The organism is Dactylosporangium roseum, from assembly GCF_025264685.1.
GTDB classification, from domain to species: domain Bacteria; phylum Actinomycetota; class Actinomycetes; order Mycobacteriales; family Micromonosporaceae; genus Dactylosporangium; species Dactylosporangium roseum.
In genome coordinates, this window is record NZ_CP073721.1 from 967,909 (window position 1) to 989,932 (window position 22,024).

At 70.2% G+C, this 22,024-nt stretch carries 21 protein-coding genes; 14 read left to right on the top strand and 7 right to left on the bottom strand.

The window, feature by feature from the left end; genetic code table 11:
* The first annotated feature begins 1 nt into the window (after window position 1).
* From Drose_RS04730 to Drose_RS04740, 3 genes are all read left to right on the top strand, one after another.
* The gene (locus tag Drose_RS04730; RefSeq protein ID WP_260726944.1) at window positions 2-955 is read left to right on the top strand and encodes an ATP-binding cassette domain-containing protein; all 954 of its coding nucleotides are present in this window, start codon (window positions 2-4) and stop codon (window positions 953-955) included.
* 11 nt (window positions 956-966) lie between these two features.
* Window positions 967-1,722, top strand: a complete 756-nt coding sequence (locus tag Drose_RS04735; RefSeq protein ID WP_260726945.1) for an ABC transporter permease — start codon at window positions 967-969, stop codon at window positions 1,720-1,722.
* Between the two features lie 164 nt (window positions 1,723-1,886).
* A complete protein-coding gene (locus tag Drose_RS04740; protein WP_260726946.1) occupies window positions 1,887-3,296 on the top strand; it encodes an IS701 family transposase in 1,410 nt (469 codons plus the stop codon).
* Window positions 3,297-3,394: 98 nt separating this feature from the next.
* Here the strand turns inward: Drose_RS04740 and Drose_RS04745 are convergent, their stop codons facing one another.
* On the bottom strand, window positions 3,395-4,054 hold the full coding sequence (locus Drose_RS04745) for an O-methyltransferase (protein ID WP_260726947.1): 660 nt from the start codon (window positions 4,052-4,054) through the stop codon (window positions 3,395-3,397).
* Between the two features lie 10 nt (window positions 4,055-4,064).
* The gene (locus Drose_RS04750; RefSeq protein ID WP_260726948.1) at window positions 4,065-4,649 is read right to left on the bottom strand and encodes a Maf family protein; all 585 of its coding nucleotides are present in this window, start codon (window positions 4,647-4,649) and stop codon (window positions 4,065-4,067) included.
* Window positions 4,650-4,773: 124 nt separating this feature from the next.
* On the opposite strand from Drose_RS04750, the gene Drose_RS38715 reads away from it, so the two are divergent.
* On the top strand, window positions 4,774-5,031 hold the full coding sequence (locus Drose_RS38715) for a hypothetical protein (RefSeq protein WP_313900063.1): 258 nt from the start codon (window positions 4,774-4,776) through the stop codon (window positions 5,029-5,031).
* On the opposite strand, the gene Drose_RS38720 is transcribed toward Drose_RS38715, so the two are convergent.
* Window positions 4,940-5,164: an acyl-CoA carboxylase subunit epsilon gene (locus Drose_RS38720; RefSeq protein WP_313899996.1), complete on the bottom strand. Its 225-nt coding sequence runs from the start codon at window positions 5,162-5,164 to the stop codon at window positions 4,940-4,942. The two genes, Drose_RS38715 and Drose_RS38720, sit on opposite strands and share 92 nt — an antisense overlap.
* Before the next feature lie 54 nt (window positions 5,165-5,218).
* Here Drose_RS38720 and Drose_RS04760 point away from each other — a divergent pair, with 54 nt between their 5' ends.
* Both Drose_RS04760 and Drose_RS04765 read left to right on the top strand, forming a co-directional pair.
* Window positions 5,219-7,399 carry a prealbumin-like fold domain-containing protein gene (locus Drose_RS04760; protein WP_260726949.1) on the top strand — a complete coding sequence of 727 codons (2,181 nt, stop codon included), beginning with the start codon at window positions 5,219-5,221 and terminating at the stop codon, window positions 7,397-7,399.
* A 55-nt stretch (window positions 7,400-7,454) separates the two neighbouring features.
* Window positions 7,455-9,350: a serine/threonine-protein kinase gene (locus Drose_RS04765; RefSeq protein ID WP_260726950.1), complete on the top strand. Its 1,896-nt coding sequence runs from the start codon at window positions 7,455-7,457 to the stop codon at window positions 9,348-9,350.
* A 12-nt stretch (window positions 9,351-9,362) separates the two neighbouring features.
* Here the strand turns inward: Drose_RS04765 and Drose_RS04770 are convergent, their stop codons facing one another.
* A complete protein-coding gene (locus tag Drose_RS04770) occupies window positions 9,363-10,955 on the bottom strand; it encodes an acyl-CoA carboxylase subunit beta (RefSeq protein WP_260729610.1) in 1,593 nt (530 codons plus the stop codon).
* A gap of 43 nt (window positions 10,956-10,998) precedes the next feature.
* On the opposite strand from Drose_RS04770, the gene Drose_RS04775 reads away from it, so the two are divergent.
* Window positions 10,999-11,841 (top strand): biotin--[acetyl-CoA-carboxylase] ligase, encoded by an 843-nt coding sequence (locus Drose_RS04775; protein ID WP_260726951.1) that lies wholly within the window; start codon window positions 10,999-11,001, stop codon window positions 11,839-11,841.
* Between the two features lie 47 nt (window positions 11,842-11,888).
* Window positions 11,889-12,446: a PH domain-containing protein gene (locus tag Drose_RS04780; protein WP_260726952.1), complete on the top strand. Its 558-nt coding sequence runs from the start codon at window positions 11,889-11,891 to the stop codon at window positions 12,444-12,446.
* 131 nt (window positions 12,447-12,577) lie between these two features.
* Here Drose_RS04780 and Drose_RS04785 read toward each other — a convergent pair whose 3' ends face one another.
* Window positions 12,578-13,162 carry a GtrA family protein gene (locus Drose_RS04785; RefSeq protein ID WP_260726953.1) on the bottom strand — a complete coding sequence of 195 codons (585 nt, stop codon included), beginning with the start codon at window positions 13,160-13,162 and terminating at the stop codon, window positions 12,578-12,580.
* Between the two features lie 123 nt (window positions 13,163-13,285).
* Window positions 13,286-13,786, bottom strand: coding sequence for a GtrA family protein (locus Drose_RS04790; protein WP_260726954.1), 501 nt, complete (start codon window positions 13,784-13,786; stop codon window positions 13,286-13,288).
* Window positions 13,787-14,077: 291 nt separating this feature from the next.
* Here Drose_RS04790 and Drose_RS04795 point away from each other — a divergent pair, with 291 nt between their 5' ends.
* Window positions 14,078-15,910, top strand: coding sequence for a phosphoenolpyruvate carboxykinase (GTP) (locus tag Drose_RS04795; protein WP_260726955.1), 1,833 nt, complete (start codon window positions 14,078-14,080; stop codon window positions 15,908-15,910).
* A 117-nt stretch (window positions 15,911-16,027) separates the two neighbouring features.
* Window positions 16,028-16,798, top strand: coding sequence for an isoprenyl transferase (locus tag Drose_RS04800; RefSeq protein WP_260726956.1), 771 nt, complete (start codon window positions 16,028-16,030; stop codon window positions 16,796-16,798).
* Here Drose_RS04800 and otsB read toward each other — a convergent pair.
* Complete coding sequence (gene otsB / locus Drose_RS04805) at window positions 16,786-17,577, bottom strand: trehalose-phosphatase (protein ID WP_260726957.1); 792 nt, start codon at window positions 17,575-17,577, stop codon at window positions 16,786-16,788. The two genes, Drose_RS04800 and otsB, sit on opposite strands and share 13 nt — an antisense overlap.
* 262 nt (window positions 17,578-17,839) lie before the next feature.
* Between otsB and Drose_RS04810 the strand changes: the two genes are divergently transcribed.
* The 4 genes from Drose_RS04810 to Drose_RS04825 all read left to right on the top strand — a co-directional run bounded on the left by Drose_RS04810 (window position 17,840) and on the right by Drose_RS04825 (window position 21,987).
* Window positions 17,840-19,282 carry a PhoH family protein gene (locus Drose_RS04810; protein WP_260726958.1) on the top strand — a complete coding sequence of 481 codons (1,443 nt, stop codon included), beginning with the start codon at window positions 17,840-17,842 and terminating at the stop codon, window positions 19,280-19,282.
* Between the two features lie 245 nt (window positions 19,283-19,527).
* Window positions 19,528-20,205 carry a lytic transglycosylase domain-containing protein gene (locus Drose_RS04815; RefSeq protein WP_260726959.1) on the top strand — a complete coding sequence of 226 codons (678 nt, stop codon included), beginning with the start codon at window positions 19,528-19,530 and terminating at the stop codon, window positions 20,203-20,205.
* 148 nt (window positions 20,206-20,353) lie between these two features.
* Window positions 20,354-20,971: a rhomboid family intramembrane serine protease gene (locus tag Drose_RS04820; RefSeq protein ID WP_260729611.1), complete on the top strand. Its 618-nt coding sequence runs from the start codon at window positions 20,354-20,356 to the stop codon at window positions 20,969-20,971.
* Between the two features lie 47 nt (window positions 20,972-21,018).
* Window positions 21,019-21,987 (top strand): NAD(P)/FAD-dependent oxidoreductase, encoded by a 969-nt coding sequence (locus Drose_RS04825; RefSeq protein ID WP_260726960.1) that lies wholly within the window; start codon window positions 21,019-21,021, stop codon window positions 21,985-21,987.
* Window positions 21,988-22,024: the final 37 nt, after the last annotated feature.

A 22,024-nucleotide genomic window follows, 5' to 3' on the forward strand; every position in this document is an offset into this window, starting at 1 on the left:
CATGATCGAGACCAAGGGGCTGCGGAAGTCGTTCCGCTCGCGCGCCGGTCGGGAGACGAAGGTCGTCGAAGCGGTCCGCGGGGTAGATCTCTCCGTCAAGGAAGGGGAGATCTTCGGGTTCCTCGGCCCCAACGGCGCCGGCAAGACCACGACACTGCGCATGCTCGCCACGCTCATCACACCCGACGGTGGCGAGGCCGAAATCGCCGGTGCCGACCTGCTCAAGGACCCGGGTGAGGTCCGGCGCCGGATCGGCTACGTGGCCCAGGGCGGCAGCACCTGGGACGAGAGCACGGCGCGCGAGGAGCTGGTCCTCCAGGCCCGCTTCTACGGCATTTCCAAGGCGGAAGCCCAGCGGCGGGCGGCGAAGGCGCTCGACGCGTTCCAGCTCACCGACTACGCGGACCGCCGCACCAAGACCTACTCCGGCGGCCAGCGCCGCCGGGTCGACATCGCGCTCGGCATCATCCACGAGCCGAGGGTCGTCTTCCTCGACGAGCCGACCACCGGCCTCGACCCGCAGAGCCGGGCCCACATGTGGGACGAGATCCGCCGACTGCGCGACGAGGGCATGACGGTCTTCATCACCACTCACTACCTCGACGAGGCCGACGCGCTCTGCGACCGCATCGCGATCATGGATCACGGCGAGATCGTCACCGAGGGGACCGTCGACGCCTTGAAGCGCGAGGTCGCCGGCGACGTCGTGACGGTGGGGGTCAACGGATCCGCCAGTTTCGCCGCCGACCTGCTGCAGAACCAGGACTATGTGCGCAGCCTGGAGCAGAAGACCGGCCAGTTGCGCCTCTACGTCGACGAGGGCGCCGTCGCCATCCCGCACATCCTGCGGCTGCTCGACCACGCTGGGGTGACGCTCGGCTCCATGGAGCTGCACCGGCCCAGCCTCGACGACGTCTTCCTGATCAAGACCGGCCGATCGCTGCGAGAGAGCTGAGGAGACCAGCGATGAAATTCCTCCGTGACACCTGGCTGGTGTTCCAGCGCCAGATGCAGCTTATGCTGCGCAACCCGGTCTGGCTGATCGTCGGCGTCATCCAGCCGCTGTTCTACCTGCTGCTCTTCGCCCCGCTGCTCAAGCCGGCGCTGGGGGTGAGCAGCAACGCCGAGGCGTACAAGCTCTTCGTCCCCGGCCTGCTGGTGCTGCTGGCGATGTTCGGCTCGCTGTTCACCGGCTTCGGCCTGATCGCCGAGCTGCGCGCCGGGGTCATCGAGCGTAGCCGGGTGACACCGGTCAGCCGGCTGGCGCTGCTGGTCGGCCGCTCGCTGCGGGACGTCGTGTCGCTGCTGTTCCAGGCCCTGCTCATCGTGCTGATCGCGGTGGGGTTCGGGCTGAAGGTCGCCGTGCTCGACGTGATCACCGCGTTCGGCCTGATGGCGGTCATCTCGCTGATGCTCTCCGCGTTCTCGTACGCCATCTCCCTCAAGCTGCGCAGCGAGGACGCGCTCGCTCCGCTGCTCAACACCATCTCGCAGCCGCTGCTGCTGACCGCGGGCATCCTTCTGCCGCTCACCTTCGCTCCGAACTGGCTGAAGACCGTCGCCGACTGGAACCCCTTCTCGTGGGCCGTCGACGGGGTGCGTGCGCTCTTCGCCGGCAACCCGGGTGCCGACTCGGTGTGGCAGGCCGCGGTGGTCATCGGCGGATTGACCGTGATCACGGTGATCTGGGCGTCGCGGGCGTTCGCGAAGGGCGTCCGCTAGCTGCCCGCCTCGTCCCCATGACCGCGTTGATCTTGCAGTTGTGGTGTCTCTCGACTTTCGGAGTTTTGGTTGATCAATTCGGGTGAGTGCGGCGTGGTGGCGTGATCGACGGCCGAACATGGTGAAGCATCGACGGTCTTCTTCCTGGCAGAAGGGGACTGTCGATGCTTCAGACGCAGATTCTACCGACGTCGTTGACCTCGTTGCTGGCCCTGCTGCGGCCGTGTTTCACCGGGCCGTCGTTCCGCACGTTCACCGCCCTGGTCGCGGGCATGATCGCGCAGCCCGGCCGGCGCACCATCACGGGGATGCTGACCGGGGCCGGGCTGGCCGGGGTATGGCACCACTCCCGGGCGTACTGGTTCTTCGGTCACGCCCGCTGGTGTGTCACGCAGGTCAGCACCGCACTGACCAGGCTGGTCGTGTCCCACCTGCTGCCCGGTGACGCCCCGGTACTCATCGCCGTGGACGACACCCTGTTCCACCGCTCGGGCCGCAAGGTCCACGCCACCGCCTGGCACCACGACGGCGCCGCCACCGGGCCGCGGCGCAACAAGGTCGCCTGGGGCAACAACTGGGTGATCGCCGCCATCGTCGTCACCCTGCCCTTCCACGACCGGCCGGTCAGCCTGCCGGTGGCCTTCGCCCTGTGGACCAAGGGCGGCCCCACCAAACAGGTCCTGGCCTGCCGGCTGGTCAGCATCATCGCCGCAGCCACCAACCACCCCGACCACCCCGACCACCCCGACCACCCCGACCACCCCGACCGGCCTCGCCGGCCCGTCCACGTGGTCGCCGACGCCTGGTACGCCGGCGCTGACGGCGCACCAGGCGCCACGGTCGGCGCCAACCGCGAACGCGGCCTGCCCACCCTGGTCAGCCTGACCTCCCGACTCCGCGCCAACGCCAAACTCCACGCCATCGCCGTGCCCACCCCCGGCAAAGGCGGCCGCCCCAAACGCATCGGCGCCGTACTCGGCACCCCCAAACAGATCGCCGCCACCACCACCGCGTGGACCACCACCCAGGTCACCCGCTACGCACGCACCACCACCGTCCACATCGCCGACCTGCACTGCCTGTGGTACGGCGTCTACCGCTCCCGCACCGTCCGGGTCCTGCTCGTCCGCGACCCGAACAGCACCGCCAAAGCCGGCTACGACCTCGCCCTCATCACCACCGACCTGACCAGCACCGCCGCCGACCTGGTCGCCCGCTACGCCGCCCGCTGGTCGATCGAGGTCGCCATCGAGGACGCCAAACAAACCACCGGCATCGGCCAGGCCCGCAACCGTACCGCCACCGCCGTAGCCCGCACCGTCCCGTTCGGCTTCACCGCGCAAACCCTCGTCGTGTGCTGGTACACCCTGCACGGCCACCACCCCGACACCGTGACCCAACGCCGCGCCCAGGCCCCCTGGTACCGCAGCAAAACCCAACCCTCCTACCACGACATGATCATCAAGCTTCGGCGCGTCATCATCACGGCCAGGTTTCGTGCAGGAAAGGCCGCAAACCCCACCCCCCACGAAACCCGGGCCGTACTCCTGGCCTGGGCAGAAGCCGCGGCCTAGGAGCACAGAACTCCGAAAGTCGAGGTGTCTGACAACCCGGACAAGATGGGAGTGTCGAGGCACCACAACTACAAGATCAACGCGACGAGTGGACGCGGTCAGTGGCGGCGGGCGATGGTCAGGCCGTCGGCGATCGGCAGGAGCATCGACTCGACCCGGTCGTCCCGCAGGACGAACCGGTTGAACTCGATGATCGCGATCGTCGCGGCGTCGGACGGGTCGGGATCGAGGACACGGCCGTGGCGGAGCACGTTGTCGACCAGGATCAGGCCGCCCGGGCGCATCCGCGGCACGATCTCCTGCCAGTAGCCGAGGTAGCCGGTCTTGTCCGCGTCGATGAACACCAGGTCGAGGTGCGGCTCGGCGGGGAGCGTGGCCAGGGTCTGCGCGGCCGGGCCGAGCCGCAGCTCGATCCGGTCCTCGAGGCCGGCGCGCTTCCAGTACCGCCGGGCGATACTCGTGAACTCGTCGGAGATGTCGAAGCAGGTCAACCGGCCGCCGTCGGCGAGCCCGCGAGCGATGGCGATGGACGAGAGGCCGGTGAAGGTGCCGATCTCGACCGCGGTCCGCACCCCCGCGATCTTCGTCAGCAGGGTGAGGAACGCCGCCTGCTCTTGGGCGATCTGCATGCCCTGGTCGGCCGGCAGGACCCGGGCCGTCTCGTCGATCAGGTCCCGGACGAGATCGTCGGGCTCGCTGCCGTTGGCGACGACGTAGGCGAGCAGGTCGTCGCTGAGCGAGAGCGTTTGCTTGGTCATACCACCATGCCTACCAGAGCGAAGTGACCGGTACGCCGACCGAGGCGAGCAGGTTGCGCAGCGTCGGCAGCGACAGCCCCACCACGTTGCCGTGGTCTCCCTCGATGCCCTTGACGAACAGCCCGCCCAGCCCGTCGATCGTGAACGCCCCGGCCACCTGCAACGGCTCCCCGGACGCGACGTAGGCGGCGATCTCCTCGTCGGTCGGCTCGGCGAAGTGCACGGTCGTGCCGACGGTCGCCGCCGCCTCCCTGCCGGTGGCCGTGTCGATCAGGCAGTGCCCGGTGTAGAGGATCCCGGACCGGCCGCGCATCGCCTTCCATCGCCGCGTGGCCTCGTCGGCGTCCGCGGGCTTGCCCAGGATCTCGCCGTCGAAGGCGAGCACCGAGTCGCAGCCGAGGACGAGGGGACCGTCGAGCGGGCCGGCCACCGCGCGGGCCTTGAGCTCGGCGAGCGTGCCGGCGAGGGTGGCCGCGTCACCGGCCGCCACGGCCGACTCGTCGACGCCGCTGACGATGACCTGTGGCGACAGGCCGGCGGACCGGAGCAGCTTCAGCCGGGCGGGGCTGGCTGAGGCGAGAATGAACGTCTTCACGGGTCAGAACGCTAGCGCCTCGTCCGTACCATCGCGCCATGCGGAAGCTCTGGGCGGAGCTCAAGGCGAGCGCGGGCGGTCGCTGGATCAGCGGCCCTGCCCGTTCTGCTACGACCGGGTGCCGGTGGCCGCGCTGATGTGCCGGCCGTGCGGTCAGCAGTTGGTCGCCGAGCTGCCGTCACTCGCCGACGCCGAGCGGATGCTCACCGAACGGGAGGCACGTCGCTGGCCGGCCCTGCCGCCGATCACGATCCCGCGCCGCCGTGGTGGCGCGAGCACGGAGGAAGGGACTAGCGCCAGTGCGGACGGGCACCCGGCAGAGCGCTCTCCCGCCACCGGGAGCGTGCCGGACGGGCCGGGGGAGCGGTCGGCGCGAGACTGAACAGCGCACCCACGATCGCCGCGACCTCTTCGGCTGTCGGAGTGCCCCGCACGACCCTGAACAGCGACTCCTCGCTCACGCGACCTCCCGAACAAATCCACGAAACGTTGCCGTCCTGCGAGCATACGCACACCTGAGCGGCGCATACTCGGGTGGAACGGGAGTCGATGGCGAATTGGGGGGCGCATTGACAAACGTCCGGATTCGCGCTGCATCGACGTTGTTCGTCGCGGCGCTGTTCGTCGTACTGCTGCCCGCTGTGCCGTCGAGTGCCCGGGAAGGCGAGTCGCCCGCGTCGATCTCCGCGTCGCTGCACTATCTTGTGACGTTCGTCGCGCGGTCCTGCGACAGCTTCGCCAATGTGATGGGCAACCGCGTCCGCGACGACCGCATGGAGTCGCCGTCGGCGCCCGGCCGCGACAACACCTACCGCGACGGCCAGGCCGTCGACCCGGCGGTCGAGGCCGCCAACAGCGCCGGCTGCGCGCCGCTGAACGGCTGGCACTTCTCGCTCGGTGCCGGCCACGAGAAGAAGGGCCCGCTGTCGACGGTCACCACCGCCGCCGTCGACTCCGGCGCCACGGCCGCCGGTGTGCCGCTGCTCGACGGCAACGGCCAGCGGACCGACACGATGGTCGACGGCGCGGTGACCCTGCAACTGACCGACGACCAGGCGCGAGCCGCGGCGCGGCGGCAGTTGTGGGTCCAGGGCGGCACCCCCGGCGACCCGCTGCTCTCCGCGGCGCTGCCCGGATACGGCTTCGGCGCGTTGCGCTGCGCCACCGACGGCCACACCGGCGGAAACGTCCAGTGGCTCGGCTTCCCCAGCGGCGTCCGGCACGTCTTCTGCTACGCCTACTACGTCAAGACCGCCGCGGCACCCGGCACGCTCGTCGTGCGGGCCCGCACCGCCGAGGCCCCCGGCTACCCGCAGCGGTTCGCCTTCGACGCGAGCCCCAGCTATACCGCCGACAAGCGGATCTCCGTCGACACCACCACCGATGCCACCTTCGTGCGCAGCTCCGGCGGACAGCCCGCCACGGTCGTCTCGCGCACCCCACCCGGCTGGACGCTCACCGGCCTCGGCTGCGGCAAGAGCGGCGCCGGGCGCAGCCTCACCACCACCGACCTACCCACCGCCACGGCCACCGTCACGCTCGCCCCGGGCGAGATCGTGACGTGCACGTTCACCTACACGCCTCCTGCCGCGCCGCCCGGGCTCACACTGCGGCTCTTCGGCGACAATCCGGGCGGCGCGTTCGGCCTCGCGGTGGCCGGTGAGGGCGGCACCCGGCAGTTGACCGCGGCGCTGACCGGCGACGGCTCGGCGACGGTGGCAACGGGTGCGGACCTCGCGACGCTGCTGCCGGGCGCCTATCCGGTAACCGTGACCCCGCCGCCCGGCGAGGCCGCGGTGTGGAGCCTGACCGGCGTCGGCTGCGGTGAGACCGAGCTCAAACCCGAAGGCATGACGGTGACCGTGGTCGTCACCACCGGCACGCCGACCGACTGCACGCTCCGCGTGAGCCGCAAGCTCGGCGGCCTGGAGCTGCGCAGTGTGACCGTCGGCGGCACCGGCGCGGCCTCGTTCGCCGTGACGCCGCTCAAGCAGGGCGCGCCCGGCTGGTCCGGCGTCGCGACGACCACCGGGACCGGTGTCGCGGCGATCGCGCAGGGCGACGTGCCGCAGGCACTGCCGTTCGGCGAGTACCTCGTCACCCCGGTCCCGCCGGTCTCCACAGTGGACGGCCGCTGGCAGCTCAGCTCGTTCGCCTGCGATCCCGGCCGGTCGCAGGACATGCCCGACGTCGGCGCCGACGTCGTGCCGCTCTCCACCGGTGAGCCCGCCGCGAAGTGCACCGCCACCTACACGTTCGAGTCGGCGCGGCAGTTGCGGGTGACACTGCGCTTCGCGGGCAGCGTCGACGGGCGCGCGGGTGCCGTGGTTCTCGACGTCAACTGCGCCGACGGCTCGACCGGCCGCGCCGTTCTGAGCGACGGCGACAACGGGGAGGCCGCGCTGCCGGCGCCGCTGGGTTTCCTGCACCCGACGAAGTGCACGATCGAGCGACCGGTCGCGTCGGCGGTGAAGGAGGCCACGGTGTCGGTGACCGCCGTACTGGACCCGGTGCCGGGCAACGCTCCGTTGGCGATTCCCGGCACGATCGACATCGGCGGCGACGTGGAGCTGTACACGGTGGTTGTCACAGTCACGTTCGAGACCGCCGCGGAGGCGCCCGCGCGGCAGAGGGTGCTCGACACGTTCCGGGTGCTCCCGATTGCGCTGATCGGTGCCGGTCTGGTGGGAATCGGCCTGGTCATCCTCTTGATCATGGTGCTTCGATCGCGCGGTTACCGGGACGAGTGATCGCTGCCGGAACCGGACTGTCTCACACGAGCCCGGGTTGGGTAACTTGCTAGTGGTGACCCAACCCGAGTCCTTGATAGCCGAGCGGTATCGATTGATCGAGTTGCTCGGCGCGGGCGGTATGGGCCGGGTCTGGCTCGCCCGCGACGAGATGCTGCGCCGCGACGTGGCGATCAAGGAGGTCATCCCGCCCCACGGGCTGACCGCCGAGGAGCGCAACGAGTTGCGGTTGCGCACACTGCGCGAGGCCCGGGCGGCGGCCCGGCTCAACGACCCCAACGTCGTGCGGATCTACGACGTGATCCAGACCGAGCAGGCACCGTGGATCGTCATGGAGTACGTGCCGTCCCGCTCGCTGCACCAGGTGATCACCGACGACGGCCCGCTGCCGCCGGAGCGGGTCGCGCAGATCGGCCTCGCGGTGCTCAGCGCGCTGCGCGCCGCGCACGCCGCCGGGGTGCTCCACCGCGACGTCAAGCCGGGCAACGTCCTGCTCGCCGACACCGGCCGGGTCGTCCTGACCGACTTCGGCCTGGCCGTGTTCGAGGGCGGTGACGGCGCCGTCACGCGGCCCGGGCTGATTCTGGGCTCCCCGCAGTACATCTCCCCGGAGCGCGCCCGCGAGGGCGTCTCCGACCCGGCGTCCGACCTGTGGTCCCTCGGCGCCACGCTCTACGCCGCCGTCGAGGGCCGCTCGCCGTATGCCCGCTCCACCACCTACGCCACGCTGACCGCTCTGGCGACCGAGGAGCCCGACCCGTCCACGCGGGCCGGCGCGCTCAAGCCGGTGCTCACCGCGTTGCTGCGCAAGGATCCGCGCTCCCGCGCCGGGACGGCCGAGATCGAGCGGTTGCTCCTGCGCGCGGCCTCCGGCGCGCACCGGGGCCGGCCGTGGACGCTGCCGGCGCTGCCGCGCCCGCGGCGATCCAAGGAGGGGCAGTCGACGGGCCTGCGCAGCCCCTCGCGCGGCTCTGGCGGCTCGGTCCATCCGGTGGCCGGCGGCGACGCCGTCACCGCGGTCCCGGTCGCCCCGGTCAGCGCGCCCCCGGCCGCCGGGTCGGAGCGTTCCCACGCGATCGAGCCCGAAACCGAGCCCGAAACCGAGCCCGAAACCGAGCCGGTAGCCGAGCCGGTAACCGAGCCCGTCGAGCCGCGCATCGACCTCCCGGGCCGCGCTGGGAGCAGCGCGCCGCCGCCGGTCGAGACGAACCTCGACGAGGAGCCGCCGGCGACCGGTGCCGAGCGCCGGCGGCGCTGGACGGTGCTCGCGGCCGCCGTCGCGGTGGCCGCCGTCGTGGTCGCGGCCGTCCTCCTCATCACCGGCTCCGGTGACGAGGAGACGGGCAACCGGCCGACCGGCCTGCCGTCGGCCATCGAGGCGACCACCACGCCGGCCACGCCCGGCGAAGACGCGTCCCGAAGCCCGGCCCCGAGCCGGTCGCCGCAGGTGGAGGGCTCGGCCGGCAACGAGGTGACGCGGTTGCCGGCCGGCTACCACTACGAGACCGATCCGACCTGGGGCTGGACCGTCGCGGTGCCCGACGGCTGGATCCGCACGCCGCACGAGTCGTCGAGATCGATGATCTACTTCGTGAGCAACACCGACCAGCGGATGCGGATGGGCATCGACACCACCGACAAGCCGTCGGCCGACCCGGTCGCCGACTGGACCGCGCAGGAGGCCCAGCGGGTGCGCGGCCGGATGTATGCCAACTATCAGCGGGTCAAGATCGAGCCGGCCCAGTTCATCGGGGACTGCGCCGACTGGCAGTGGACGTATGACAGCTCGCGGGGCGGCCGGATGCACGTGTCGAACCTGGGTTGTCGCATCCGGCCGAACCTGGGCCACGCCCTCTACTGGGAGGTCCCCGAGGAGCTCTGGGCCAGCCAGCCGGTGACCACGACGTACGGCGTCATCCGCGTGTCGTTCCGGCCGAAGCCGCCCTCCTGACGGACCTCCAAGCTACAGCGGGATGTTGCCGTGCTTCTTCGGCGGCAGCGTCTCCCGCTTGGTCCGCAGCAGCCGCAGCGCCCGCACGACCTCGACGCGGGTCGTCGACGGCGGGATGACCCCGTCGATGTAACCGCGCTCCGCCGCGACGTACGGGTTGGCGAGCGTGTCCTCGTACTCCTGGATCAGCTCGGCACGCAGCGCGGCCGGGTCCTGCGCCTCGCGCAACTCCTGCCGGTAGAGGATGTTCACCGCACCCTGCGCGCCCATGACCGCGATCTGCGCGGTCGGCCACGCGAAGTTGAGGTCCGCGCCGAGGTGCTTGGAGCCCATGACGTCGTACGCGCCGCCGTACGCCTTCCGGGTGATGACGGTCACCTTCGGTACCGTCGCCTCGGCATACGCGTAGATCAGCTTCGCGCCGCGCCGGATGATGCCGTCCCACTCCTGGCTCGCGCCGGGCAGGAAGCCCGGGACGTCGACGAACGTCAGGATCGGGATGTTGAACGCGTCGCAGGTCCGCACGAAGCGCGCCGCCTTCTCCGACGCGTTGATGTCGAGGCAGCCGGCGAAGTGCATCGGCTGGTTGGCCACGACGCCGACCGGGTGGCCCTCGACGCGGCCGAAGCCCACGACGATGTTCTGCGCGAAGAGCGGCTGGACCTCCAGGAAGTCCTCGACGACCGCCTCGATGACGGTGTGGATGTCATACGGCTGGTTCGCCGAGTCCGGGATCACCGAGTCGAGCGCCAGGTCGTCCTGATCCACCTCGAGCGTCGCGGGCGTGGGCACGACGGGCACGTCGTCGAGGTTGTTCGACGGCAGGTACGACAGCAGCGCCTTGACGTATTCGATCGCGTCGTCCTCGTCGGAGGCCAGGTAGTGCGCGTTGCCGGACTTGGTGTTGTGCGTCCGCGCCCCGCCCAGCTCCTCGAACTCGACGTCCTCGCCGGTCACCGTCTTGATCACGTCGGGGCCGGTGATGAACATGTGTGAGGTCTGGTCGACCATGACCGTGAAGTCGGTGACCGCGGGGGAGTAGACCGCCCCGCCCGCGCACGGCCCCATGATCAGCGAGATCTGCGGGATGACGCCCGAGGCACGCACGTTGCGGAAGAAGATCTCGCCGTACAGCCCCAGGGAGACGACGCCCTCCTGGATGCGCGCGCCACCCGAGTCGTTGATCCCGACGATCGGGCAGCCGATCTTCATCGCGAGGTCCATGACCTTGACGATCTTCTCGCCGAACACCTCGCCGAGGCTGCCGCCGAAGACTGTGAAGTCCTGGGCGAACACGCAGATCTGGCGGCCGTCGACGGTGCCGTAGCCGGTGACCACCCCGTCGCCGTAGGGCCGGGTCACCTCCAGGCCGAAGTTGGTGGATCGGTGCCGGGCCAGCTCGTCGAGCTCGACGAACGACCCCGGGTCGAGCAGCATCTCGATCCGCTCCCGGGCGGTCTTCTTGCCCCGGGCGTGCTGCTTCTCGACGGCCCGCGCCGATCCCGCGTGGACCGCCTCGTCGGTGCGCCGCCCGAGATCCGCGAGCTTTCCTGCGGTCGTGTGGATGTCGGTCCCGGCTCCAGCGTCGACACCAACCTGCTCAATGGTCACTCTGGGCATGGTAATCGCGGGGCCTTAGGGTCGAGCTGTGAAGATTTACACCGACCTGGAGCGCCCTCCGCTGCGCCCGGCCGCGTTGCGGCGCGCATTGGTCGTTCCGGGCGGGCTCTGGACCGATCTGCGGGTGGTCGAGGAGACCGGATCCACCAATGCCGACGTGGCCTCGGCCGCGCACGACGGCGCCGCCGAGGGGCTGGTGGTCGTCGCCGAGCGGCAGATCGCGGGCCGGGGCCGGCTGGGCCGGCAGTGGCAGTCGCCGCCGCGTGCCGGCCTGGCGCTGAGCCTGCTGCTGCGCCCGACGGTCGCGCCGACGAGGCTGGGCTGGCTGCCGCTGCTCACCGGAGTGGCCCTCGCCGAGGCGGTCCGCCGGGTCGCGCGGCTGGACGCCTACCTGAAGTGGCCCAACGACCTCCTCCTCCAGGGTGACCGCAAGACCGCCGGCATCCTGGCCGAGGCCGTCGGCGACGGCGCGATCGTCGTCGGCGTCGGTCTCAACACCACGCTGCGCGAGCACGAGTTGCCGCGCCCCGACGCCACGTCGCTGGCGCTCGCGGGGGCCGCCAGCGCCGACCGCGACCCGCTGTTGCGAGCCTTCCTGCGGTCTTTCGAGGAGTGGTACGGACCGTGGCGCGCGGCCGACGGTGATCCGTCCGCCTCGGGACTGCACGAGGCCTACCTCTTCCACTGCGGGACGATCGGCCGCCGTGTGCAGGTCCAGATGCCCGGCGACGAAACGCTCGTCGGCACGGCCACCGGCATCGACGACGACGGGAGACTACAGGTCGCCGACCGGTCGGGGGCGGTGCGGGCGGTGGCCGCCGGTGACGTGGTCCACGTCCGTCCGGACACGCCCGGCAACACGGCCGGGTAGGAGGTGCCGCCGGGGACACCGAAGGGTCTAGCCTCACCTCGACATTCATGAACGAGGAGGTTGGCGTGGGGTTCCCGGAAAGCGTCCTCACCAAGGACGAGCAGGTGGTGCTGCACCTGCACCCCCACTGGAAAGCGCTGTTCCTGCCGGTGGTCTGGTTTGTGCTCGCCCTCGCCGCGGTCATCGCGGCGGTGGTCTTCACCGGCTGGGGCATGATCCCGTTGCTCGTCGTGGGCGGCATCGCGCTGGCGGTGGTGCTGGTGGTGACCGTGTGGCCGTGGATCAGGTGGCGGACCACGCACTATGTGTTCACGAACGAGCGGGTGATCATGCGCAGCGGCGTGTTCTCGCGCAGCGGCCGTGACATCCCGCTGGGCCGCGTCAACGACGTGTCGTTCTCGCACACGCTCTTCGAGCGGATGCTGGGCTGCGGCACGCTGACGATCGAGTCGGCCGGCGAGCGCGGCCAGGTCCAGCTCACCGACCTGCCCCAGGTCGAGAAGACCCAGAGCGCGCTGTACGAACTGGTGGACGCCGACCGCCAGAAGCACACCTTCGGAGACGACGACCGCGACGCCTTGGTGCGGGAGATCAAGAACGACTAGCGCGCCGCGCCCCACCCGCGTCGATCTTGCAGTTGTGGTGCCCGACAAACCGGGCATTCAGGGAGTGTCCCGGCACCACAACTGCAAGATCGACGCGGGTTTGGGGGCGTGGTTCGGGGGCGTGGTTCGGGTTAGCGGCGGTGGCCGGCCGGGGTCTCCAGGTGGAGGTCCTCGGACTGGCGCGGCGCCGGGGCGACGGAGAGGTCCGTGAAGGCGACCTCCAGGGCCTCGACCTCGGCCTCCAGCTCCTGCTCGGCGGTGGCCGGCGTCTGCTTGAAGACGAACGTGCGATATGCCCAGAAGCGGAACACCATCGCCAACGCGATGCCCACCGCGTTGGCGATGTTGAACGCCAGCCGGTCGTCGCTGTTGTGCTCGCTGAAGTGCAGCCCGTACTTCGCGACGGCCAGGACGGCGCCCTGGATGACCAGGCCGACGCCGTTGAGGGCGAAGAACAGGGTGTATTCGCGGCGGATGGTGCTGCGGTCGCGGGACTGGAACGTCCACTGACGGTTCAGCACGTAGGAGACCGTCGTGGCCACGACCGCGGCGACGATCTTCGCCTTCAGCGGGCCGATCGACAGCAGCAGGTTGAGCACGGCGTAGTCGATGACGGTGTTGACCCCGCCGACGGCGGCGAACCTGAACAGCTCGGTGACGAGCGACCGGTAACGTTCAGGAACGAACCGGTCGCGAAGATTGCTGGCAAGGCGCACCGTGCAACCTTACGGTAGGTGGCCAAGCATCGCGTTCCATACACAGCGGAGTGCGTGGCAGGTCACCCGGACCTTGTCCCCTTTGCAACCAGCCTGTTACCGGACACCCAGCCAACGTCGAGTTTACGACTCCGCCGGCGTCTTGCGGAACACGATCTGGCGGTACGACCAGAATCGGAACGCTGTCCCGAGCGCCATGCCGACGACGTTCTTGGCGATGTTGTCCGCCAGTTTGGTCTGGAAGAAGGGCCACACCGTGCCGAGCACGTAGTGGCTGAACCACAGGCAGACCAGCGCGATGACCAGGCCGCCGACGTTGAAGAGGAAGTACAGCGAGTATTCGCGGCGGAGGTTGGTCCGCTCGCGGTCCCGCCAGGTCCAGAACCGGTTGCCGACGAACGCGACGGTCGCGGCCACGACCATCGAGACGGTCGCGGCGAGGAGGTTGTTGACGCCGCCGTAGAGCAGCACGTTGAAAATCGTGACGTCGACACCGAACGCGACGATGCCGACCGTGCCGAACTTCCCGAGCTCGTGCATCAGGTGCCCGAACCGGGCGTAGAGACCGCGCAGCCCGCCCGGACGTGTTTCCGGGTCGGATGTCCTCGACTGCAACTCCGTCACCTCGCAGAGGGTACGGCACCACGCACCCCGGTGGGCCTGTGCGCCGCAGACCGCACGGTTTGCGCGATGATGCGCGTTCGGCGAAAAGTTCGCGCGAAAATCTGCGAATCGGCACGAGATTATCGTTGACTTGTGCACCTTTTCACAAGCTCTCGCGATGCCCCGGCCGGGCTGCCGGTCTAGTCTGAGGCAAATCAGTTGGGCGTTTCCACGGCACGCCGGCCCTTCGCGTGCCGCGTTCCGGCATACCCCCGGGACTGCTGGGTCACTGTCGACCACGAGGAGTTCGTCATGTCCGCACCAGCCACGATCCCCGGCCTCGATCAGGCGCCGACGGCACATCCCCGGCTGCTCGCCTGGATCCGCGAGGTCGCCGAGCTCACCAGACCCGAACGGGTGGTGTGGTGCGACGGCTCCCAGGACGAATGGCGGCGGATCACCGACGAGCTGGTCGAGACCGGTGCGCTGGTGCGCCTCGACGAGGCGAAGCGGCCGAACTCGTTCTGGGCTCGCACCGATCCGTCCGACGTCGCCCGCGTCGAGGAGCGCACGTTCATCTGCTCCGTCGACGAGGCGGACGCCGGGCCCACGAACAACTGGATGGCGCCCGACGAGATGAAGCGCCGGATGACCGAGCTCTACGACGGCTGCATGCGGGGCCGGACGATGTACGTCGTCCCGTTCTGCATGGGGCCGCTCACGGCCGAGCAGCCGATGTTCGGCGTCGAGGTCACCGACTCGCCCTACGTGGTGGCGTCCATGCGGATCATGACCCGCATGGGCACCGCCGTGCTGGAGCGGATGGGCGTCGACGCCCCGTTCGTGCCCTGCCTGCACTCGGTCGGCGCGCCGCTCGAGCCCGGCCAGCAGGACGTCGCGTGGCCGTGCAGCGACACGAAGTACATCTCCCATTTCCCGGAGACGCGGGAGATCTGGAGCTACGGCTCCGGCTACGGCGGCAACTCGCTGCTGGGCAAGAAGTGCTACTCGCTGCGCATCGCCAGTGTGATGGGGCGCGACGAGGGCTGGCTCGCCGAGCACATGCTCATCCTCAAACTCACCTCGCCGGCCGGGGTGGTGAAGTACATCGCGGCGGCGTTCCCGAGCGCCTGCGGCAAGACCAACCTCGCCATGCTGGAGCCGACGATCCCGGGCTGGAAGGTCGAGACGCTCGGTGACGACATCGCCTGGATGCGTTTCGGCGAGGACGGCCGGCTCTACGCGGTCAACCCGGAGTTCGGGCTGTTCGGCGTCGCGCCGGGCACCGACTGGAAGACCAACCCCAACGCGATGCGGACGCTCGCGCAGGGCAACTCCCTCTTCACCAACGTGGCGCTCACCGACGACGGCGACATCTGGTGGGAGGGCATGGGTGAGCCGCCCGCGCACCTCACCGGCTGGAAGGGCCAGGACTGGACGCCGGCGTCCGACCAGCCGTCGTCGCACCCCAACTCGCGGTTCTGCACGCCGATCGAGCAGTGCCCGATCCTCGCCGACGAATACTCGGACCCCAAGGGTGTGCCGATCGACGCCATCCTGTTCGGCGGCCGGCGCAAGACGACCATCCCGCTGGTCGCCGAGGCCCGCGACTGGGTGCACGGCGTGTACCTCGGCGCGACGCTGTCCAGCGAGACGACCGCCGCCGCCGTCGGGCAGGTCGGCGTCGTGCGCCGCGACCCGATGGCGATGCTGCCGTTCATCGGGTACCACGGCGGCGACTACTTCCGGCACTGGATCGAGATGGGCAAGGGCGTCGACGGGGACCCGTCGAAGCTGCCGCGGATCTTCTACGTCAACTGGTTCCGCCGCGGCGAGGACGGGCGGTTCCTCTGGCCGGGCTTCGGGGAGAACTCCCGGGTGCTGAAATGGGTCGTCGAGCGCATCGAGGGCACCGCGGGCGCCGTCGAGACTCCGATCGGCCAGGTGCCGACGCCGGAGTCACTCGACGTGACCGGCCTGGACCTCTCCGCTGATGATCTCGCCGCCGTGCTGCGGGTCGACGTCGACGAGTGGCGCGCCGAGGTGCCGCAGGTGGTCGAGTGGTTCGAGAAGTTCGGCGACAAGCTGCCGGGCGTGCTCTGGGCCGAGCTCGACGCGCTCAAGGCCCGCCTCGGCCTGGTCTGATGGCAGGACGGCGGCCGGTCCGGCAGCGGGCCGGCCGCCGTCCCTTCACAGAATCCGCACTGTCCGGTCCCGGCTGACGGTGTTGTTTTGCCCGGTAGGTCGCTAGTCTTCTGTGCCGTGGGCCTGCGTGACCTGGTTTACTCGCTGTACGAGAAGCGTCTCGCCCGAAAGTTGCACGGCAAACCCCAGCCGGGTCACGTCGGGGTCATCGTCGACGGCAATCGCCGTTGGGCGCGGGAGATGGGCTACGTCGATCCCAACGACGGCCATCGTGTCGGCGCCGAGCGGATCAAGGAGCTGCTGCGCTGGTGCGACCTCGCCGGCGTCAAGCACGTGACGCTGTGGCTGCTGTCGACGGACAATCTGTCCCGGTCGGCGCAGGAGCTCGACCCCCTCCTGCAGATCATCGAAAACCTCGCGGCGGAGCTGGCCGACGAGCGCAACCCCTGGCAGCTACGCATCGTGGGCGCGCTCGACCTGCTGCCGAGCGCGAGCGCCCACGCGCTCAAGGCCGCCCAGGAGAAGACCGTCGACCGCACCGGCGGCGCGCAGGTCAGCCTGGCGGTCGGCTACGGCGGGCGGCGGGAGATCGCCGACGCGGTCCGGTCGCTGCTGCACGAGCACGCGAAGGCCGGCACGACGATCGAGGAGCTCGCCGAGATCCTCGACGTCGACCACATCTCCGACCATCTCTACACGCGTGGCCTGCCGGACCCCGACCTCGTCATCCGCACCAGCGGTGAGCAACGGCTCTCCGGCTTCCTGCTGTGGCAGAGCGCACACTCGGAGTTCTACTTCTGCGACGTCCACTGGCCGAGCTTCCGCCGCACCGACTTCCTGCGCGCCCTGCGCTCCTACGCCAACCGCCAGCGCCGCTACGGCGTCTGAGCCAGCAGCCGCCCCAGCAGCGCCGGGACGTCCTCCGGGCCGTCGACGTGCAGGTCGGCGGCCTCGATCAGGGCCTGGCCGCTCTCGGCGTTGGCGACCGCGACACGCACGGCCAGGAAGTCCGGATCCGCCTCCGCGCGTGCGTCCAGGGCGGCGAACGCGCGCAGGTCGGCCACATCGTCGCCGAAATACCAGGCGCAGGTCAGCCCCTCGGTCTCCTCGCGCAGCACGCTGCCCTTGTCGCGCTGGCCCGGCGGCTTGAGCTCCAGCACCATCCGGCCGCTCTGCAGGCGCAGCCCCAGCTCGTTGGCCCGCTCCTTGGCCCACTGCTCCACCTCGGGGCCCAGTTGCGGTGCGGTGCGGTAGTGGACGGCCACCGAGATGCGCTTGTACTCCACCAGCGTCCCGGCCGGCAGCTCGGCCCGCGCGCGGGCCGCAAGGTCGCGCATGACCCGCACGAACGGCGCGGCGCTGGGGTCGGTCTCGACCGGGCCGCCGGCCCGCTGGACCTCGAGGCCGTAGAGGCCGAACACCGCCACGTCGGGCAGGTCGCTGAAGCGCTGCCGGAGAAACTCGGCCGGCCGCGCGGAGACGATGACGACCTTGCCCAGGCGCTGGCTGACCTGCGCCAATGTGTCCGAGATCCCGGGGGCCGGGTAGACCGATTCCGGGTCGTCCTGAATCGGGGCGAGCGTGCCGTCAAAGTCGAAGAAGAAGGCGCAGCGGCCGGCCCGCTCCGCGGTGGCTTTCAAGATCGCATCGCTGTCGAGGGCGCCCATGCCTTCACAGCGTACTGGCGATTTCTCCCTACGTGCGGGTAGCTTCACGTACCTCACAAGGCGGGGGTTCGCTGGGAAAACTCGACTCGATCTAGTGGATTCGTTCGGTACCCGTTAGCGTCTGTGCTGTGGCAGGGGTTTTCCCGGCCATCCGAGGCCCGGACCGAGCGACCATGTGAAGCCACGGGGCCAAGCACCCGACCCCGTGCGGGCGTCGGAGGACGCGAGTGCGGGCGGTGAGGTGCCCGTCCCCGGAGATCCCGTGACCGTTCGCCGTAGTCCCTCCGCTTCCACTCCCACTCCCCGCGGCCGTGCCGCGAAGGCGACCGCAGCAGCAGTCGCCGAGCAGCCGGTCAAGGCCGTCCGGCGCACGCGGAAGCGGGCCGAGACCGAGTCCGTCGAGGCGCCCGGCCGGCGCACCTTCGTGCTGGACACCTCGGTCCTGCTGGCCGATCCGGGCGCCTTCCTGCGTTTCGGGGAGCACGACGTGGTCCTGCCGCTGGTCGTCATCTCCGAGCTGGAGGGCAAGCGGCACCATCCCGAACTGGGTTACTTCGCTCGGCGCTCCCTGCGCTTCCTCGACGAGCTGCGGGCCAAGCACGGCCGTCTCGACGCGCCGCTGCCGCTGACCGACGCGGGCGGCACCCTGCGGGTCGAGCTCAACCACGCCGACCAGCACGTGCTCCCGGCCGGCTTCCGGGCGGACACCGACGACGCGCGGATCCTCGCGGTGGCCCTCGCGCTGGCCGCCGAGGGTAAGGACGTCCTGCTGGTCACCAAGGACATGCCGCTGCGGGTCAAGGCCGGCTCGGTCGGCCTGGCGGCCGACGAGTACCAGCCGGGGCCGGCCTCCGACCCCAGTTGGAGCGGCATGGTCGAACTGGGGGTCAGCGAGACCGACGTCAAGCGTCTCTACGCCGGTGAGGCGGTCGAGATCGACGGCGTCGGCGACCTGCCGGTGCACACCGGCCTCGTGCTCACCTCGCCCAACGGTTCGGCGCTGGGGCGGGTCGGCACCGACAAGTCGGTGCGGCTGGTCCGCGGCGACCGTGAGGCCTTCGGTGTCCGCGGCCGCTCGGCCGAGCAACGGATCGCGCTCGACCTGCTCCTGGACGAGTCGGTCGGCATCGTCTCGCTCGGCGGCCGTGCCGGCACCGGCAAGTCGGCTCTGGCCCTCTGCGCCGGCCTGGAGCAGGTCATGGAGCGGCGCAAGCACAAGAAGGTGGTCGTCTTCCGCCCGCTGTACGCGGTCGGTGGTCAGGACCTGGGCTACCTGCCCGGCAGTGAGGCCGAGAAGATGTCGCCCTGGGCCCAGGCCGTCTTCGACACGCTCGGGGCGCTGGTGCACGACAACGTCATGGAGGAGGTCGCGGCCCGCGGCATGCTCGAGGTGCTGCCGCTGACCCACATCCGCGGCCGGAGCCTGCACGACGCATTCGTCATCGTCGACGAGGCGCAGTCACTCGAACGGGGCGTCCTGCTCACCGTGCTCTCCCGGATCGGGATGAACTCACGGGTGGTGCTGACACATGACGTAGCACAGCGTGACAACCTCCGGGTGGGCCGGCACGACGGTGTGGCCGCGGTGATCGAGGCGCTGAAGGGCCATCCCCTCTTCGCGCACGTCACACTCACCCGTTCGGAGCGCTCGCCGATCGCCGAAGTCGTCACGGATCTGCTGGAAGACCTGCCGTTCGGGCGGTGATCACCGCCGGAGTTGAAGGAAAGTGTCCAAATTGTCACGTGATTAACATCACAGAACGTGGCGTTTGGGTTCTCACCCCAGATCGATCTGGGCGATGGTGGGAGCCGAGCGCGTGACGCCAGGCAAGTCGGCATCAGGCGCTCACGGTGCGTTAGCGGCCGGGGCGGGCGGGGCTTCTTCAGTCAGGCTCGCCGACCCGTCCCGGCCCCGCGCCGTGCCCTTGTCCCCGACGAATGGATATCTTCGTGATCCGGCTGTGGCACCGGGTCGGCACCTTCCGGGCAGTCGCCGCGCTCTCCGTGCTCCTTGCGGCAGTGGTGGCAGGCCTCGTGATCGCCGGCCGACAGGCGCAGCACGAGACGTCGGCCGATCCGGTGCATGCCGCCGACGCCGCCGCGCTCCCACAGGCTTCGCCCTCGCTGTCCGCCGCGCCCAGCAGCGCACAGGCCGAGGCGCAGACCAAGGCTCAGGACGCCGCATCCGCCGCCGCCGGCCAGGCGAAGGCCGCCGAGGACGAGGCGCGCCGCAAGGCGGAGGAAGAGGCGAGCCGGAACAAGACCCGCACCACCAATCCGACCAACTCCGCGCCGAAGTATCCGGTCCCGTCCTCGTGCGACGTCTACACGGGGAACAAGAAGACCGGGTGCGCCGTCCTGGTGGGCACCGGCTTCGGTCTCGATCAGATGCCGTGTCTCGAGAAGCTCTGGCAGAAGGAGAGCGGCTGGAACCACACGGCGCTGAACCGGGGCAGCGGCGCCTACGGCATCCCGCAGGCTCTCCCCGGCAGCAAGATGGCCTCCGCCGGCGCCGACTGGAAGACCAACCCGGAGACCCAGATCCGCTGGGGCCTCGGATACATCAAGGGCCGATACAAGACGCCTTGCGCCGCCTGGTCGCACAGTCAGCAAAACGGCTGGTACTAGCGCCTTTCCGACTCCACCGAGTGCCCGGTCTCCCCGCGGAGGCCGGGCACTCGGCATTTCGGGCACATGCCCGGTCCGACTGGCGGGGTCGGCGCGGACCTGTTACCACAGTGGCGTGACCCTCGACGCCACCCGGCAGTCCGACCCGATGCGTTTCGGCACCGAGGCGTTCTACGCCTCGATCGGCCGCGCATTCGTCGCCATGTGCGCGTTCGTCCCCTTGCTGTTCCTGATCGAGTTCCTCGACCGCCTGACCGGCAACCGGCTCGACCGGGACGGCGGCATCAAGCCCCACCGGCTCGACGGTCTCGACGGCATCGTCTTCTCGCCGTTCCTGCACGCCGGCTTCGCCCACGTGCTGGCCAACAGCATTCCGCTCATCCTGCTGGGCACGTTCGTGCTCGCGGCCGGGGCCATGCGCTTCCTGCTGACGACGGTGTTCATCGCCCTCTTCGCCGGCGTGGGGGTCTGGTTCATCGGTGACGACGGCACCGTGGTCGTCGGCGCGAGCGGCGTGATCTTCGGGTACCTCGGTGTGATCCTCATGCGGGGCGTGGTCGAGCGCAGCCGGTGGCACATCGCCGTGGGCCTGCTCATCGGGCTGCTCTACGGCTGGCAGCTCTTCGGGGTGCTCCCCGGCGAGGAGGGCGTTAGCTGGCAGGGGCACCTGTGCGGGTTCATCGGCGGCCTGCTGGCGGCCGTGGTGTTCCGCCGCCGGCGGCCCAGGCCGGTCGAGCACGCCGACCCGCCGGCCCTCGACTCCTGAGAAGAAGTGGTTGTCGGGTGCGGTGGCGGCGCCGTACCGTCACCGGCATGCGGGACGTTGACCTCGCCATCGTCGGTGCGGGCCCGGCGGGACTGTTCGCCGCCTACTACGCGGGCTTTCGCGGCCTGTCCACGGCGGTGATCGACGCGCTGCCCGAGCCGGGCGGCCAGGTCACCGCGATGTATCCGGAGAAGATGATCTTCGACGTCGCCGGCTTCCCGGGTATCCGGGGCCGGGACCTCGTCGCCAACCTCGTCGAGCAGGCGGCGCAGTTCAACCCCGACTACCTGCTCGGCGTGCGGGCCGACAAGCTGTCCTATGTAGACGAGCGGCCGGTGCTCACCCTGTCCGACGGCCAGGTGCTGCACTGCGGCGCCGTGCTCGTCACCGGCGGCCTGGGCAGCTTCACCGCCCGCCCGCTGCCGGCCGCCACCCACTTCGCCGGCGAGGGGCTGGTCTTCTTCGTGCCGCACCTCGCCGACCTGGCCGGGCACGACGTGGTGATCGTCGGCGGGGGCGACTCGGCGTTCGACTGGGCGCTCGCGCTCCAGCCGATCGCCAAGTCGGTGACCCTGGTCCACCGCCGCGACAAGTTCCGTGCCCACGCCTCCACGGTCGCCAAGGTGCGGGCCCTGCCGATCGAGGTGGTGGTCAACGCCGAGGTCACCAGGATCGTTGGCGACGGCCGGTGCTCCGCGGTCGAGGTCACCGTCAAGGGGCAGGAGCCCCGCACGCTGCCCGCCGACTCGATCGTGGCCGCGCTCGGCTTCACCGCCGACCTCGGCCCGCTCGCCGACTGGGGGCTCGACCTCGACAAGCGCCACATCAAGGTCGACTCGTCGATGGCCACCAACCAGCCACGGGTGTTCGCCGCCGGGGACATCAGCGAATACCCGGGGAAGGTCCGGCTGATCGCCGTCGGGTTCGGCGAGGCGGCGACGGCGGTGAACAACGCAGCGGTGATCATCGACCCGTCCGCCCACCTGTTCCCGGGCCACTCCTCCGACAACGGCTGAGCACCCGCCGAGCCGCCGCCGCAACTTCTCAACCCTC